This window comes from Pseudomonas sp. KBN10P06128 (genome assembly GCF_037574945.1).
In the GTDB taxonomy this organism is placed as follows: Bacteria; Pseudomonadota; Gammaproteobacteria; order Pseudomonadales; family Pseudomonadaceae; genus Pseudomonas; species Pseudomonas aeruginosa.
In genome coordinates this window covers 4,609,076-4,623,846 of sequence record NZ_JBBELR010000001.1, presented here as the reverse complement: position 1 = coordinate 4,623,846, position 14,771 = coordinate 4,609,076, and the positions used below count along the sequence as shown (strand labels likewise).

At 67.3% G+C, this 14,771-nt stretch carries 14 protein-coding genes and 3 tRNA genes; 15 read left to right on the top strand and 2 right to left on the bottom strand.

Annotation, left to right across the window (positions count from 1 at the left end; all coding sequences use genetic code 11):
- Nucleotides 1–42 precede the first annotated feature (42 nt).
- The 3 genes from purF to VQ065_RS21565 are packed head-to-tail and all read left to right on the top strand — an operon-like array spanning nucleotide 43 to nucleotide 3,540.
- On the top strand, nucleotides 43–1,548 hold the full coding sequence (gene purF / locus VQ065_RS21575; RefSeq protein WP_003091383.1) for an amidophosphoribosyltransferase: 1,506 nt from the start codon (nucleotides 43–45) through the stop codon (nucleotides 1,546–1,548).
- Between the two features lie 16 nt (nucleotides 1,549–1,564).
- Nucleotides 1,565–2,776 carry an O-succinylhomoserine sulfhydrylase gene (locus VQ065_RS21570; RefSeq protein ID WP_003091382.1) on the top strand — a complete coding sequence of 404 codons (1,212 nt, stop codon included), beginning with the start codon at nucleotides 1,565–1,567 and terminating at the stop codon, nucleotides 2,774–2,776.
- Nucleotides 2,773–3,540 (top strand): SDR family oxidoreductase, encoded by a 768-nt coding sequence (locus VQ065_RS21565; RefSeq protein ID WP_003091381.1) that lies wholly within the window; start codon nucleotides 2,773–2,775, stop codon nucleotides 3,538–3,540. Before VQ065_RS21570 ends, VQ065_RS21565 begins: the two co-directional genes overlap by 4 nt.
- Before the next feature lie 86 nt (nucleotides 3,541–3,626).
- Here the strand turns inward: VQ065_RS21565 and xcpQ are convergent, their stop codons facing one another.
- Together xcpQ and xcpP are read right to left on the bottom strand one after the other, a co-directional pair.
- Nucleotides 3,627–5,603 carry a GspD family T2SS secretin variant XcpQ gene (gene xcpQ, locus VQ065_RS21560; protein WP_003091380.1) on the bottom strand — a complete coding sequence of 659 codons (1,977 nt, stop codon included), beginning with the start codon at nucleotides 5,601–5,603 and terminating at the stop codon, nucleotides 3,627–3,629.
- Between the two features lie 4 nt (nucleotides 5,604–5,607).
- Complete coding sequence (xcpP, locus tag VQ065_RS21555; protein WP_003119750.1) at nucleotides 5,608–6,315, bottom strand: type II secretion system protein N; 708 nt, start codon at nucleotides 6,313–6,315, stop codon at nucleotides 5,608–5,610.
- 219 nt (nucleotides 6,316–6,534) lie between these two features.
- Between xcpP and xcpR the strand changes: the two genes are divergently transcribed.
- From xcpR to VQ065_RS21495, 12 genes are all read left to right on the top strand, one after another.
- Nucleotides 6,535–8,043 (top strand): GspE family T2SS ATPase variant XcpR, encoded by a 1,509-nt coding sequence (gene xcpR, locus VQ065_RS21550; RefSeq protein WP_003091377.1) that lies wholly within the window; start codon nucleotides 6,535–6,537, stop codon nucleotides 8,041–8,043.
- The gene (xcpS, locus tag VQ065_RS21545; protein WP_003091376.1) at nucleotides 8,043–9,260 is read left to right on the top strand and encodes a GspF family T2SS innner membrane protein variant XcpS; all 1,218 of its coding nucleotides are present in this window, start codon (nucleotides 8,043–8,045) and stop codon (nucleotides 9,258–9,260) included. Before xcpR ends, xcpS begins: the two co-directional genes overlap by 1 nt.
- A gap of 4 nt (nucleotides 9,261–9,264) precedes the next feature.
- Nucleotides 9,265–9,711: a GspG family T2SS major pseudopilin variant XcpT gene (gene xcpT, locus VQ065_RS21540; protein ID WP_003130409.1), complete on the top strand. Its 447-nt coding sequence runs from the start codon at nucleotides 9,265–9,267 to the stop codon at nucleotides 9,709–9,711.
- Between the two features lie 6 nt (nucleotides 9,712–9,717).
- Complete coding sequence (gene xcpU, locus VQ065_RS21535; protein ID WP_003091374.1) at nucleotides 9,718–10,236, top strand: GspH family T2SS minor pseudopilin variant XcpU; 519 nt, start codon at nucleotides 9,718–9,720, stop codon at nucleotides 10,234–10,236.
- Nucleotides 10,233–10,622: a GspI family T2SS minor pseudopilin variant XcpV gene (gene xcpV / locus VQ065_RS21530; RefSeq protein ID WP_003091373.1), complete on the top strand. Its 390-nt coding sequence runs from the start codon at nucleotides 10,233–10,235 to the stop codon at nucleotides 10,620–10,622. Before xcpU ends, xcpV begins: the two co-directional genes overlap by 4 nt.
- Nucleotides 10,619–11,323 (top strand): GspJ family T2SS minor pseudopilin variant XcpW, encoded by a 705-nt coding sequence (gene xcpW / locus VQ065_RS21525; protein WP_003091372.1) that lies wholly within the window; start codon nucleotides 10,619–10,621, stop codon nucleotides 11,321–11,323. The genes xcpV and xcpW overlap by 4 nt, the downstream gene beginning before the upstream one ends.
- The gene (xcpX, locus tag VQ065_RS21520) at nucleotides 11,320–12,321 is read left to right on the top strand and encodes a GspK family T2SS minor pseudopilin variant XcpX (protein ID WP_003091371.1); all 1,002 of its coding nucleotides are present in this window, start codon (nucleotides 11,320–11,322) and stop codon (nucleotides 12,319–12,321) included. Before xcpW ends, xcpX begins: the two co-directional genes overlap by 4 nt.
- A complete protein-coding gene (gene xcpY, locus VQ065_RS21515) occupies nucleotides 12,318–13,466 on the top strand; it encodes a GspL family type II secretion system protein XcpY (protein WP_003091370.1) in 1,149 nt (382 codons plus the stop codon). Before xcpX ends, xcpY begins: the two co-directional genes overlap by 4 nt.
- Nucleotide 13,467: 1 nt before the next feature.
- On the top strand, nucleotides 13,468–13,992 hold the full coding sequence (xcpZ, locus tag VQ065_RS21510) for a GspM family type II secretion system protein XcpZ (protein ID WP_003091369.1): 525 nt from the start codon (nucleotides 13,468–13,470) through the stop codon (nucleotides 13,990–13,992).
- 138 nt (nucleotides 13,993–14,130) lie between these two features.
- Nucleotides 14,131–14,206: transfer RNA gene (locus VQ065_RS21505), tRNA-Val, on the top strand.
- A 16-nt stretch (nucleotides 14,207–14,222) separates the two neighbouring features.
- Nucleotides 14,223–14,299: transfer RNA gene (locus tag VQ065_RS21500), tRNA-Asp, on the top strand.
- 114 nt (nucleotides 14,300–14,413) lie between these two features.
- Nucleotides 14,414–14,490 (top strand) — tRNA-Asp (locus VQ065_RS21495).
- Nucleotides 14,491–14,771: the final 281 nt, after the last annotated feature.

Here is a 14,771-nt window from a genome sequence, read left to right as displayed (position 1 = left end):
CTTCCCATCTTTCCAGCTTGAGCCAAGTAGGGGTTGCGTCACATGTGTGGCATCGTCGGTATCGTGGGCAAGTCGAACGTCAATCAGGCGCTGTATGACGCGCTCACCGTCCTCCAACATCGCGGCCAGGACGCTGCCGGTATCGTCACCTGCCATGACGATAAGCTGTACCTGCGCAAGGACAACGGCCTGGTCCGCGACGTCTTCCAGCAGCGCCACATGCAGCGCCTGATCGGCAGCGTCGGCATCGGCCATGTGCGTTACCCGACCGCCGGCAGCTCCAGCTCGGCGGAGGCGCAGCCGTTCTACGTCAACTCGCCCTACGGCATTACCCTGGCGCACAACGGCAACCTGACCAATGTCGAGCAGTTGGCCAAGGAAATCTACGAATCCGACCTGCGCCACGTGAACACCAACTCCGACTCGGAAGTGCTGCTCAACGTGTTCGCCCACGAGCTGGCGGTGCGCAACAAGCTGCAGCCCACCGAGGAGGACATCTTCGCCGCGGTTTCCTGCGTGCACGACCGTTGCGTCGGCGGCTACGCGGTGGTGGCGATGATCACCGGCCACGGCATCGTCGGTTTCCGCGACCCCAATGCGATCCGTCCGATCGTCTTCGGCCAGCGGCATACCGAGAATGGCGTCGAATACATGATCGCCTCCGAGAGCGTGGCCCTGGACGTACTCGGCTTCACCCTGATCCGCGACCTGGCGCCGGGCGAGGCGGTGTACATCACCGAGGAAGGCAAGCTCTACACCCGCCAGTGCGCCAAGGCGCCGAAATACGCGCCGTGCATCTTCGAGCACGTCTACCTGGCGCGTCCGGATTCGATCATGGACGGCATCTCGGTGTACAAGGCGCGCCTGCGCATGGGCGAGAAGCTTGCCGACAAGATCCTCCGCGAGCGTCCCGACCACGACATCGACGTGGTCATCCCGATCCCGGACACCAGCCGCACCGCGGCGCTGGAACTGGCCAACCGGCTCGGCGTGAAGTTCCGCGAGGGCTTCGTCAAGAACCGCTACATCGGCCGCACCTTCATCATGCCCGGCCAGGCGGCGCGGAAGAAATCCGTGCGGCAGAAGCTCAACGCCATCGAGCTGGAGTTCCGCGGCAAGAACGTGATGCTGGTGGATGACTCCATCGTCCGCGGCACCACCTGCAAGCAGATCATCCAGATGGCCCGCGAGGCCGGGGCGAAGAACGTCTACTTCTGCTCCGCCGCGCCGGCCGTGCGCTACCCCAACGTCTACGGCATCGACATGCCGAGTGCGCACGAGCTGATCGCGCACAATCGCAGCACCGAGGACGTCAGCAAGCTGATCGGCGCCGACTGGCTGGTCTACCAGGACCTGCCCGACCTGATCGATGCGGTCGGCGGCGGCAAGATCAAGATCGATCACTTCGACTGCGCCGTGTTCGACGGCGAGTACGTGACCGGCGACGTCAACGAGGCCTACCTGAACCGGATCGAACAGGCGCGCAACGATGCGACCAAGGCCAAGAGCCAGGCGGTCAGCGCGATCATCGATCTGTACAACGACTGACAAAGGGGAGAGCGGCATGACTCAGGACTGGGATGCCGGGCGTCTCGACAGCGACCTGGAAGGCGCGGCCTTCGACACCCTGGCGGTTCGCGCCGGGCAACGGCGGACGCCGGAGGGCGAGCACGGCGAGGCGCTGTTCACCACCTCCAGCTACGTCTTCCGCACCGCCGCCGACGCGGCCGCGCGGTTCGCCGGCGAAGTGCCGGGCAACGTCTATTCGCGCTACACCAACCCCACGGTACGCACCTTCGAGGAGCGCATCGCCGCCCTCGAAGGAGCCGAGCAGGCGGTGGCCACGGCGTCGGGCATGTCGGCGATCCTCGCCCTGGTGATGAGCCTGTGCAGCTCCGGCGACCACGTGCTGGTCTCGCGCAGCGTGTTCGGCTCGACCATCAGCCTGTTCGACAAGTACTTCAAGCGCTTCGGCATCCAGGTCGACTATCCGCCGTTGAGCGATCTCGCGGCCTGGGAGGCGGCGTGCAAGCCGAATACCAAGCTGTTCTTCGTCGAGTCGCCATCCAACCCGCTGGCCGAGCTGGTGGATATCGCCGCGCTGGCCGAGATCGCCCACGCCAATGGCGCACTGCTGGCGGTGGACAACTGCTTCTGCACGCCGGCGCTGCAACAGCCGTTGAAGCTCGGTGCGGACGTGGTGATCCACTCCGCGACCAAGTACATCGACGGCCAGGGCCGGGGCATGGGCGGGGTGGTCGCCGGTCGCGGCGAGCAGATGAAGGAAGTGGTCGGCTTTCTCCGCACCGCCGGACCGACCCTCAGCCCGTTCAACGCCTGGCTGTTCCTCAAGGGCCTGGAAACCCTGCGTATCCGCATGCAGGCGCACAGCGCCAGTGCCCTGGCCCTGGCCGAATGGCTGGAGCACCAGCCGGGCATCGAGCGGGTCTACTACGCGGGCCTGCAGAGCCATCCTCAGCATGAGTTGGCTCGGCGCCAGCAGAGTGGCTTCGGCGCGGTCGTCAGCTTCGACGTGAAGGGCGGGCGCGATGCCGCCTGGCGCTTCATCGACGCCACCCGGATGGTCTCGATCACCACCAACCTGGGCGACACCAAGACCACCATCGCCCACCCGGCGACCACCTCCCACGGTCGGCTGTCCCCCGAGGACCGCGCGCGCGCCGGGATCGGCGACAGCCTGATCCGGGTCGCGGTCGGCCTGGAAGATCTCGACGACCTCAAGGCCGACATGGCCCGGGGGCTGGCCGCGCTGTGATCGAACCCAATCTGCGAGGCAACGGCAAGGTCGCCCTGGTCACCGGGGCGGCCCGGGGCATTGGCCTGGGCATCAGTGCCTGGCTGATCGCCGAGGGCTGGCAGGTAGTGCTTGCCGACAACGACCGTGAACGCGGTGCCAGGGTGGCCGAGGCGCTGGGCGAGCACGCCTGGTTCGTGGCCATGGACGTGGCCCAGGAGGGCCAGGTGGCGATGAGCGTGGCCGAGGTGCTCGGTCAGTTCGGCCGCCTCGACGGCCTGGTCTGCAACGCCGCCATCGCCAATCCGCGCAATACGCCGCTGGAGGCGCTGAGCCTCGGCGAGTGGACCCGCACCCTGGCGGTCAACCTGACCGGTCCGATGCTGCTGGCCAAGTACTGCACGCCTTATCTGCGCGCGCACAACGGCGCCATCGTCAACATCGCCTCGACTCGTGCCCACCAGTCGGAGCCTGACTCCGAGGCCTACGCCGCGAGCAAGGGCGGGTTGCTGGCGCTGACCCATGCCCTGGCCGCCAGCCTGGGCCCGGAGATCCGTGTCAATGCGCTCAGCCCCGGCTGGATCGATACCCGCGAGGCCGCCGAGCGCGAGGCTGCGCCGCTGACCGAGCTGGACCACGACCAACACCTGGTCGGCCGGGTCGGAACGGTGGAGGATGTCGCGTCGCTGGTGGCCTGGCTGCTCTCCGAGGACGCCGGTTTCGTCACCGGCCAGGAATTCCTGGTCGATGGCGGCATGACCCGGAAAATGGTCTACCTCGACTGAGTTGGCGGGGAGATGCGGAAAAGGCGCTGTTCCGAAAGGAGCAGCGCCTTTTTTTCGTATGAGGCCGCCTTGCCGGTATGGCGCCGTTATTCCGTCTTCAGTTCGCGCAGATCGACGGCCTGTCCATCGAACAACTGGTTGGCGTTGGTCGGCAGGATGCTGGGTCGTCCCTCCGGGCCGCGAGTGCCGTCGATGACTCGGATGTCGCTGTATTTCTTGCCCGAGAGCGCGGCGAGACCGGCGCTGTCGCGGACCACCGTAGGACGCAGGAAGACCATCAGGTTGCGCTTGGTGTGGGTGTCCTTGGTGGAACGGAACAGGCGACCGAGGAATGGGATGTCCCCGAGCAGGGGAACCTTCGACTCGGCTTGGGAAACGTCGTCCTGGATCAGGCCGCCGATCACGATCACCTGGCCGTTCTCGGCGAGGATGGTGCTCTTGATCGAGCGCTTGCTGGTGATCAGGTCGGTATTGTTGCGCTGCTGGGCGTTGGGCAGCAGGGCCGAGATCTCCTGCTCGATCTCCAGGCGCAGGGCCGCGCCGTCGTTGATGTGCGGAGTGACCTTGAGGCTGACGCCGATATCCTTGCGCTCCACGGTGGTGAACGGGTTGCTCGAACCTTCGCTGTTGGTGGTGTAGGAGCCGGTCTGGAACGGTACGTTCTGGCCGACCAGAATCTCCGCTTTCTGGTTGTCCAGGGTCAACAGGCTCGGGGTCGACAGCAGGTTGCTCTTGGTGTTGGCCGAGAGCGCGGTGACCAGCGCGCCGAAGCTGCTGCTGCCGATGCCGACGATGGCGCCGTCGGGGATGGATTCCGGTGCCTTGTTGCTCTCGAGCGATTGCAGCAGGGTGCCGATGGACAGTCCGGTATTGGCGAAGTTGGTCTTGGTTCCGCCCATGCCGCCCTTGTTGATCGCCCATTGCACGCCGACGGCATCCTGGATGTCGCCGGAGATCTCGACGATGGCCGCCTCCACCAATACCTGGGCACGCGGCACGTCGAGCTGGCGAACGATGTCTTCGAGAGCGTTGACCGTATCCGGGTCGGCCAGCAGGACCAGGGCGTTGGTGCTTTCGTCGGCACGGATCAGGATGTTGCTCGGTCGGCCGCCGCCGGTCTGTTCGCCGCCCTGGCCGCCGTTGTTCTTCATGCCTTCGGAGATCTGGCCGAGGGTTTCCGCGAGGGTCTTGGCGTCGTTATGGCGCAGGCGGATCACCCGGGTGTTGGCCGAGCGCGCGGTCGGGGTGTCCAGCGACTGCGCCAGTTGCACCAGCTTGGCGCGCGCCTGCGGCGGGCCGAGGATGATCAGGCGGTTGGTGCGCGCGTCGGCGATCACCTGGGCGCCCGCCGCGCCCTTGGCCTGGCCGCGGCTCATGGCGTTGTTGAGCACCTCGGCGGCGTCCATCACCCAGCCGTAGCGCAGGTTGATCACGCTGTAGTCGTGGCTGCCCTTCTGGTCGAGCTGGCGGATCACGTCTTCGATTCGCGCGATATTGGCGCTGCGGTCGCTGATGATCAGCGCGTTGGCCGAAGGCACCGCGGCGAGGTGGCCATATTGCGGGACCAGCGGACGAATCAGCGGGATGAGTTCCGATACCGGGCTCTGCTGCACCTGGATCACCCGCGTCTCCAGCCGATCCGGCGCGCTCTGGCCGCCACCGGCCTCGGTCTTGGCCTCAGCGTTGGGCACGATGCGCGCCTGGTCGCCCTGGGCGACCACGGTGAAGCCGTGGGTGCTCATCACCGAGAGGAACAACTGGTAGACCTCGCTCAACGAGAGCTGGGCCTTGGAGACCACGCTGACCTGGCCCTTGACCCGCGGGTCGACGACGAAGGTCTCGCCGGTGATTTCGGAAATCTGGTCGATGAATTCGCGGATGTCGGCATCCTTGAGGTTGATCGTCCAGTGCGCCTCCTGCTGGTTGCCGGCCGGGACGAAGGCGTTCCCGCCGCTGTCTTCGGCGTGCGCCGCCTGGATGCCGAGGGCCAGGCTGAGAAGGACGGCGGGAACGTACGAACGACTGGAAGGGGCAAACAGGGCGCGGAGCAAAGGCTGGGACATCGGGTCAGTCGCTTTCCGTAGGCGTGGTCGTGGGCTCGCTCGAGTCTTCTTCGGCGGGTTCTGCGATGGGCGTGGCTTCCATTTGCTGGCGCAAGGCGTCCAGGCGCTCGCGCAATGCTGCAGCGTTCTCATCCTGCAGGCTTTGCAGTTGTTCGATCGAGTCGTTCTCGCTTGTAATGTCGTCCGCGCTGGCCAGCAGTCCCCCGGAACGGTGCGGGAAGGGCAGGCTTTCCAGGCGCCCGCCGCGCTGCAGTTCGACGCGGTCGCGGTAGACCGCGTGCAGCTTCACGCCGTCGCTGATCTCGCCGCCGACCGCGTAGCGGTGCGGCTTGTCGCCCTGGCGCTGGATGATCGCGCTGGACAGCTTGGGATCGCTCTGGACGAAGCTGCCCTTGAGCACCAGGTCGAGGTTGGTGGCCGGTGGCGGGGCGTTGGGGTCCTGGGCGCTGGTGCCGAAGAGGCGCGCCAGGCGGGTCGGATCGCTGCGGATCGACTCGTGGCTGACCGGCGAGGCGGCGACGGCTACCGGGCTGCGTTGCAGGCGCAACCAGCCGGCCGCCTGCCAGGCGAGGCTGATGCTCATGGCGATGATCAGGGCAACAGCCAGAAGGGCCGGGGCATACCGCTGCAGCCAGCGGGAAGAGGCGCCGGAGAAAGGCAATACATCACTCCTGGTCTTTATCGTTATGTCTGAAGATCGCCGAGGGATCATAGCAGTTCGTTGCCGGTAGGCTACCTACTTCTATCAATAGGTGTGACTGGCCGGGCCAGGCACGCTTGTGCTTAAGATAACGGCTCGCCAGGATACTTCTGCAAGAGGAACTCGGGATCGGCCGCACAAAACGACTAACAACTAACAATACTGACGGTAACCGTTCAGTGGTCATATACGACCAAGATACTTCTGTAAGGTTACCGCTATAAGGCATCCATGATGACAGCCCCATTACCCGACATCGCCGCGCCGGCCGCACCGCCACGGCGTCTGCCGTTCAGCTTCGCCAAGCGCCAGGGCCTGTTGTTCCTGTGCCTGGAGGAGCAGTACTGGCTGGCCTGCCGGCCGCAGGTGGAGCTGGCGGCGATCGCCGAGGCGCAGCGCTTCGCCGGCCGCCGCCTGCCGCTCAAGGCGCTCGGCGAGGACGCCTTCAACCAGGCCCTGGCGGCCTCCTACCAGCACGACTCCTCGGCGGCCATGCAGCTCGCCGAGGACCTCGGCGGCAGCCTGGACCTCGCCGCGCTGGCCGACCAGGTCCCGGAAACCGAGGACCTGATGGAGCAGGAGGACGACGCGCCGATCATTCGCCTGATCAACGCGATCCTCGGCGAGGCGATCCGCGAGAACGCCTCGGACATCCACCTGGAAACCTTCGAGAAACGCCTGGTGGTGCGCTTCCGCGTCGACGGCGTGCTGCGCGAGGTGCTGGAGCCCAAGCGCGAGCTGGCGGCCCTGCTGGTATCGCGGATCAAGGTCATGGCGCGGCTGGACATCGCCGAGAAGCGTATTCCCCAGGATGGGCGGATTTCCCTGCGGGTCGGCGGGCGCGAGGTGGACATCCGCGTCTCGACCCTGCCCTCGGCCAACGGCGAACGGGTGGTGCTGCGTCTGCTCGACAAGCAGGCCGGGCGCCTGAACCTGCAACACCTGGGCATGAGCGAGCGCGACCGCAAGCTGATGGACGAAACGGTGCGCAAGCCGCACGGCATCCTGCTGGTCACCGGCCCCACCGGCTCGGGCAAGACCACCACCCTGTACGCCAGCCTGACCACGCTCAACGACCGCACGCGGAACATCCTCACCGTCGAGGATCCGATCGAATACCACCTGGAGGGCATCGGCCAGACCCAGGTCAACGCCAAGGTCGACATGACCTTCGCCCGCGGCCTGCGGGCGATCCTCCGGCAGGACCCGGACGTGGTGATGGTCGGCGAGATCCGCGACCGGGAGACCGCCGAGATCGCGGTGCAGGCTTCGCTGACCGGCCACCTGGTGCTCTCGACCCTGCACACCAACAGCGCCATCGGCGCGATCACCCGCCTGGTGGACATGGGCATCGAGCCGTTCCTGCTGTCCTCCTCCATGCTTGGCGTGCTGGCCCAGCGCCTGGTGCGGGTGCTCTGCCCGGCGTGCAAGGAGCCCTACCGCGCCGACGAGGCCGAGTGCGCGCTGCTCGGCGTCGATCCCGCCGCGCCGCCGACCCTGCATCGCGCCCGCGGCTGCGGCGAGTGCCACCAGCATGGCTATCGCGGGCGTACCGGTATCTATGAACTGGTGGTGTTCGACGACCACATGCGCTCGCTGATCCACAACGAATCCTCCGAGCAGGAAATGACCCGGCATGCCCGCACCAGTGGACCGAGCATCCGCGACGACGGTCGGCGCAAGGTGCTGGAAGGCGTCACCACGGTCGAGGAAGTCCTGCGCGTGACCCGGGAGGAATAATGGCCGCCTTCGAATACCTCGCCCTCGACCCCAGCGGTCGCCAGCAGAAGGGCGTGCTGGAGGCGGACAGCGCGCGCCAGGTCCGCCAGTTGCTGCGCGAGCGCCAATTGGCGCCGCTCGACGTGAAGCCCACCCGTACCCGCGAGCAGAGCGGGCAGGGCGGGCGCCTGACGTTCGCCCGCGGACTGTCCGCGCGCGACCTGGCATTGGTAACCCGCCAACTGGCCACCCTGGTCCAGGCCGCGTTGCCGATCGAGGAGGCGCTGCGCGCCGCCGCGGCGCAGTCCACCTCGCAGCGCATCCAGTCGATGCTTCTCGCCGTGCGCGCCAAGGTCCTCGAAGGCCACAGCCTGGCCGGCAGCCTGCGCGAGTTTCCCACCGCCTTTCCCGAGCTGTACCGGGCGACGGTGGCTGCCGGCGAGCATGCCGGGCACCTCGGCCCGGTGCTGGAGCAACTTGCCGACTACACCGAGCAGCGCCAGCAGTCGCGGCAGAAGATCCAGCTGGCGCTGCTCTATCCGGTGATCCTGATGGTCGCTTCGCTGGCCATCGTCGGCTTCCTGCTGGGCTACGTGGTGCCCGACGTGGTCCGGGTGTTCATCGACAGCGGGCAGACCCTGCCGCTGTTGACCCGCGTGCTGATCGGCGTCAGCGACTGGGTCAAGGCCTGGGGTGCGCTGGCCTTCGTCGCGGCGATCGGCGGGGTGATCGGCTTCCGCTACGCGCTGCGCAAGGATGCCTTTCGCGAGCGCTGGCATGGCTTCCTGCTGCGCGTGCCGCTGGTCGGTCGGCTGGTGCGTTCCACCGACACCGCGCGCTTCGCCTCGACCCTGGCGATCCTCACCCGCAGCGGCGTGCCGCTGGTGGAGGCGCTGGCGATCGCCGCCGAGGTGATCGCCAACCGGATCATCCGCAACGAAGTGGTCAAGGCCGCGCAGAAGGTCCGCGAGGGCGCCAGCTTGACCCGCTCGCTGGAAGCCACCGGGCAGTTCCCGCCGATGATGCTGCACATGATCGCCAGCGGCGAGCGCTCCGGCGAGCTGGACCAGATGCTGGCGCGCACCGCGCGCAACCAGGAGAACGACCTGGCGGCGCAGATCGGCCTGATGGTCGGCCTGTTCGAACCGTTCATGCTGATATTCATGGGCGCGGTGGTGCTGGTCATCGTCCTTGCCATTCTTCTTCCGATCCTTTCTCTCAACCAACTCGTGGGGTAATCGCGTGAATCAGAGCCGCCCATTGCAGCGTCGCCAACAGTCGGGCTTCACCCTGATCGAAATCATGGTCGTGGTGGTCATCCTCGGCATCCTCGCCGCCCTGGTGGTGCCGCAGGTGATGAGCCGTCCCGACCAGGCCAAGGTCACCGTGGCCAAGGGCGACATCAAGGCCATCGCTGCCGCGCTGGACATGTACAAGCTGGACAACTTCGCCTATCCGAGCACCCAGCAGGGCCTCGAGGCGCTGGTGAAGAAGCCCACCGGCAACCCGCAGCCGAAGAACTGGAACAAGGACGGCTACCTGAAGAAGCTGCCGGTCGATCCGTGGGGCAATCCCTACCAGTACCTGGCGCCGGGCACCAAGGGCCCGTTCGACCTGTATTCGCTGGGCGCCGACGGCAAGGAAGGCGGCAGCGACAACGACGCCGAAATCGGCAACTGGGACAACTGACCGGACATGCAGGCTTCGCGCGGCTTCACCCTCATCGAGCTGATGGTGGTGATGGTCATCATCAGCGTGCTGATCGGCCTGGCGGTGCTCAGCACCGGCTTCGCCAGCACCTCGCGGGAGCTGGACAGCGAGGCCGAGCGGCTCGCCGGGCTGATCGGCGTGCTGACCGACGAGGCCGTGCTGGACAACCGCGAGTACGGCCTGCGCCTGGAGCGCGATGCCTATCAGGTGCTGCGCTACGACGAAGCGAAGGCGCGCTGGTTGCCGGTGGCGCGCGACAGCCACCGCCTGCCGGAGTGGGCGGAGCTGACCTTCGAGCTGGACGGCCAGCCGCTGGTGCTGGCCGGCAGCAAGGGCGAGAAGGAGCAGAAGAAAGGTACCGACCAGCCGCAATTGCTGATCCTTTCCAGTGGCGAACTCAGCCCGTTCCACCTGCGCCTGGCCGAGCGCGGACCCGAGGGGCGGGCGTTGTCGCTGAGCAGCGACGGTTTCCGCCTGCCACGGGTCGAGGTGGCGCGGCGATGAGGCGCGCGCGTGGTTTCACCCTGCTGGAAGTGCTGGTGGCCCTGGCGATCTTCGCCATGGTCGCGGCCAGCGTGCTTAGTGCCAGCGCGCGCAGCCTGCAGAACGCCTCGCGACTGGAAGACAAGACCCTGGCGATGTGGATCGCCGACAACCGTCTCAACGAATTGCAACTGGAACAGACGCCGCCCTCCAGCGGCCGCAACCAGGGCGAGCTGGAGTTCGCCGGGCGCCGCTGGGAGTGGCGCACCCAGGTCGACAGCACCGCCGAGCAGGATATGCGGCGGGTGATCGTCTGGGTCGCGGCGAAGCCCCTTGGCCGCGAGCGTGGCAGCATCGAGGAACGCGCCGCGGCGCGCCTCGTCGGTTTCCTCGGGAGCCAGCCATGAGGCTACAGCGGGGCTTCACCCTGCTCGAGCTGCTGATCGCCATCGCCATCTTCGCCCTGCTGGCCCTGGCCACCTACCGCATGTTCGACAGCGTGATGCAGACCGACCAGGCGACTCGCGTGCAGGAGCAGCGCATGCGCGAGCTGGTGCGGGCGATGGGCGCCCTGGAGCGCGACCTGACCCAGGCGGTCGAACGTCCGGTACGCGACGAACTGGGCGATAACCGTGGCGCCTTCCTCAGCGAGGGCGAGAACGACCAGATCGTCGAATTCACCCGTGGCGGCTGGCGCAACCCGCTCGGCCAGGCGCGCTCGCGCCTGCAGCGGGTGCGCTGGTCGCTGTCCGGGGAGACCCTCGAACGCCGCTACTGGCTGGTTCTGGACCGCGCCCAGGACAGCAAGCCACGGGTGCAGCAGGTGCTGGACGGGGTTACCGCGCTGAGCTGGCGCTTCCTCGACAAGGAGCACAACTGGCAGGGCCACTGGCCGACCGACGAAGGCAGCGAGGAGGAGCGCCTGGAAAGCCTGCCGCTGGCGGTGGAGATGACCCTGGAGCACCGCCACTACGGCAAGCTGGTGCGCGTCTGGCGTCTGCTCGATCCGCCGCTCAAGCAGGACCAGCCGCAGGGCCAGCCGGGCGGCGAGAACGGCGAGGGCGGGGTGCCGCAGCCGCCGGAAGGCATGCCGGGGGCGCCGGAATGAGGCGCGGGCAGAGCGGCGTCGCGCTGATTACCGTGCTGCTGGTGGTGGCGGTGGTGACCATCGTCTGCGCCGGGCTGATCATCCGCCAGCAGTTGGCGATACGTAGCAGCGCCAACCAGTTGCACGTGCGCCAGGCCTGGCACTATGCGCTGGGCGGCGAACGCCTGGCGGAAGCGGTGCTGCGCCGCGACCTGCGCCAGGGCGGCGAGAATACCCGCGAGCCGGTGGACCACCTGGGCGAGGCCTGGGCGCGACCGATGACGCCGTTCAAGCTGGACGACGGCGGCGAGCTGCGGGTGCGGATCGAGGACCCCAGCGGGCGTTTCAACCTCAACGGGCTGGTGCGCAAGCGCAAGGTCAAGCCGGATTCGGTGAAGCAGTTCCGTCGCCTGCTGGCCACCCTGGGGATGAAGGAAGAGATCGTCCAGGGCTTGCCGGACCGGCTGGCCGACTGGCTCGACGCCGACCAGAATCCGCAGGGCGAGCAAGGCGCCGAGGACAACCAGTACCTGCTGGAGGCGCCGGCCTACCGCGCCGCCAACCGCAGTTTCAAGGACGTGTCCGAGCTGCGCCTGCTGAAATTGTCGGAAGCCGACTATCGACGCCTGCTGCCGTTCGTCAGCGCTTTGCCCGAGGATGCGCCGCTGAACGTGAACACCGCCAGCGTGCCGGTGCTGGCCGCCATGTTCGAGATCGATCCGGGACAGGCGGAAAACATCGTGGACGCCCGCGGTCGGGAAGGTTTCCAGAGCAAGGACGATTTCACCAAGCATCTGACCCAGTTGGGTTCGAAGACCGGAAACGTCAGTTATGCCGTCGGCACCCGCTACTTCCAGGTGATCAGCGAGGTCAGCCTGGGCGACCGCCGGCAGGTGCTGGTGAGTACCTTGCAGCGGGGCAAGGACGGCAAGATACGCGTGATGGCCCGCGACATGGGACAGGGCGGCCTGCCCATCCCGTCGACGGGCGGCGACGATTGGAAGAAGGACGAGCGATGAGTGGAGTGAGTGCGCTGTTCCTGCCGCCCGCCAGCACGGCGGGGGCCGATGGGGAACTGGCGGTATGGTGGGTGCAGGATGGCGAGTGCCGGCGCGCGCCGTTCGCCCAGGCGCTGGCGGAAATCCGTGCGCCCTGGCGGCTGTACCTGCCGGTGGAGGCGGTGACCGCCTGCGCGGTGAACCTGCCTACGCAGAAGGCGCGCTGGTTGCGCCAGTCGCTGCCGTTCGCGGTGGAGGAACAACTGGCCGACGATGTCGAGCAGATGCACCTTGCCCTTGGTCCGGCGCTGGCCGACGGCCGCCACCGGGTATTCGCCGTGCAGCGCACCTGGCTTGCCGCCTGGCTGGCGCTGGCCGAGGGCGTGGGCAAGGCGCCGGCTTCGCTGCATGTCGATGCCGATTGCCTGCCGGGCGAGGGCAGCTGCCTGTTCTGGCTGGAAGAGCGCTGGCTGCTCGGCGGCAGCGGTGCCGTACGCCTGGCCTGCGGCAGCGAGGATTGGCCGGTGCTGCGCGACAGTTGCCCGCCGCCGCAGCGGGCCTTCGCCGCGCAGGAGGTGGCGCCCCTGGAGGGGGTGGAAGTCCAGGCCCTGGTGGGCAATCCGCACGTCTGGCTGAGCGAGCAGCCGCTGGGCACCGACCTGGCCCAGGCCGAGTTCGCCGCGCGCCAGCAGAGCAGCCAGTGGCGCCGTTGGCGGCCGCTGCTGGGGCTGGTCGGGCTGTGGCTGGTGTTGCAATGGGGCTTTACCCTGGTCCAGGCCTGGCAGTTGCAGCGCGAAGGCGACCGCTACGCGGCGCAGAGCGCAGAACTCTACCGCCAGCTGTTTCCCGAGGACCGCAAGCTGATCAACCTGCGCGCGCAGTTCGACCAGCACCTGGCCGACAGCGCCAGCAGCGGCGGCGAGGGCCAGTTGCTCGGCCTGCTTGGCCAGGCCGCCACGGTGATCGGCGGCGAGCCAACGGTGAGCGTCGAGCAACTGGACTTCAGCGCCGCTCGCGGTGACGTCGCCCTCCAGGTGCGGGCTCCCGGTTTCGACGTGCTGGAACGGCTGCGTTCGCGTCTCAGCGAGTCCGGGTTGGCGGTGCAGCTGGGTTCGGCCAGCCGCGATGGCTCGACGGTCAGCGCGCGCCTGGTGATAGGAGGTTGAGATGAAGGTGATGACGCAATTCCACGAGCGCCTCAGGGCCCAGGCGGAAACCTCGCAGCTGGCGATCCGCTGGCGCGGGCTGCCGGCGCGGGACCGCCTGGCGCTGCTCTGGCTCGGTGCGTTCCTCCTGCTGGTGGTGCTCTACCTGGCGCTGTGGCGCCCGGCCGAGCGCCATCTGCAGTCGGCGCGGCAGTACTTCACCGAACAGCGCGCGCTGCATGCCTACATCCAGCAGCAGGCGCCCAACGTGCGCCAGGCCGATGCCGCGGCGCCACAGGCGCAGATCGACCCGGCGGCGCTGCAGGGCATGGTCACGGCTTCGGCGGCCCAGGCCGGACTGAGTGTCGAGCGCCTCGACAACGAAGGCGAGGGCGCCGTGCAGGTGGCCCTGCAGCCGGCGCCATTTGCCAAGCTGCTGCCCTGGCTGGAGCAGTTGAACGGGCAGGGCGTGCAGGTGGCGGAGGCCGGCCTGGACCGCCAGGTCGACGGCCGGGTCTCGGCGCGCCTGAGCCTGCGGGTCGAGTGAGCGGCCCGTGGCTGGGGCCGGCATGGGCCCCGGCGCCGACCGCGCCGACAGGCGATCGCTGAAATTTCAAAAAAAATTCAATCAGGGCATTGACTTAGGTTTTTCGGTCGGTAGAATGCGCCCCACTTCGAGAGTGAAGGGTGATTAGCTCAGCTGGGAGAGCATCTGCCTTACAAGCAGAGGGTCGGCGGTTCGATCCCGTCATCACCCACCAATCTCGCAAGTTACGCGCAGCGGTAGTTCAGTCGGTTAGAATACCGGCCTGTCACGCCGGGGGTCGCGGGTTCGAGTCCCGTCCGCTGCGCCATTCACTTCCCCTCCCGAGTTCACCACCCCGAACTCGCCGTCTTCCGCCAGAAGGCGGGCAGCCAGGCTGCAACGAGAGGAAGTCGCTTTACCGGGCATCTTGCCCAGCCGACGCGCAGCGGTAGTTCAGTCGGTTAGAATACCGGCCTGTCACGCCGGGGGTCGCGGGTTCGAGTCCCGTCCGCTGCGCCATACATCTTCACCACGCCGAGGCGGGGTGAGCCACGAAGAAAGCGGCCAATGGCCGCTTTTTTCGTTTCCGTCGTCCCCTGCGTCTTCCGTTTTCTCCTTGTTTGCCGGATTTCCTGCTCCGTCGGTCCGCGCGCGGTAATCCCGCTGTCATCTTCCTCGTCTACAGCTGAAAGACACAGACGAACGAAAGGTGATCCGCGATGGACGACTACCAGGAAGAACTGCTGGAGCAGCATGCCGCCGAATGCGACCTGCCGGAGCCGGCGGACGACGCCACCGAG

Coding starts and splice junctions, on each gene's coding strand:
- xcpS (WP_003091376.1), top strand. CDS start 8,043: ATGGCCGCCTTCGAATACCTCGCCCTCGACCCCAGCGGTCGCCAGCAG.
- xcpV (WP_003091373.1), top strand. CDS start 10,233: ATGAGGCGCGCGCGTGGTTTCACCCTGCTGGAAGTGCTGGTGGCCCTG.
- xcpX (WP_003091371.1), top strand. CDS start 11,320: ATGAGGCGCGGGCAGAGCGGCGTCGCGCTGATTACCGTGCTGCTGGTG.
- xcpZ (WP_003091369.1), top strand. CDS start 13,468: ATGAAGGTGATGACGCAATTCCACGAGCGCCTCAGGGCCCAGGCGGAA.
- xcpW (WP_003091372.1), top strand. CDS start 10,619: ATGAGGCTACAGCGGGGCTTCACCCTGCTCGAGCTGCTGATCGCCATC.
- VQ065_RS21570 (WP_003091382.1), top strand. CDS start 1,565: ATGACTCAGGACTGGGATGCCGGGCGTCTCGACAGCGACCTGGAAGGC.
- xcpY (WP_003091370.1), top strand. CDS start 12,318: ATGAGTGGAGTGAGTGCGCTGTTCCTGCCGCCCGCCAGCACGGCGGGG.
- xcpU (WP_003091374.1), top strand. CDS start 9,718: ATGCAGGCTTCGCGCGGCTTCACCCTCATCGAGCTGATGGTGGTGATG.
- purF (WP_003091383.1), top strand. CDS start 43: ATGTGTGGCATCGTCGGTATCGTGGGCAAGTCGAACGTCAATCAGGCG.
- xcpR (WP_003091377.1), top strand. CDS start 6,535: ATGATGACAGCCCCATTACCCGACATCGCCGCGCCGGCCGCACCGCCA.
- xcpP (WP_003119750.1), bottom strand. CDS start 6,315: ATGATCCCTCGGCGATCTTCAGACATAACGATAAAGACCAGGAGTGAT.
- xcpQ (WP_003091380.1), bottom strand. CDS start 5,603: ATGTCCCAGCCTTTGCTCCGCGCCCTGTTTGCCCCTTCCAGTCGTTCG.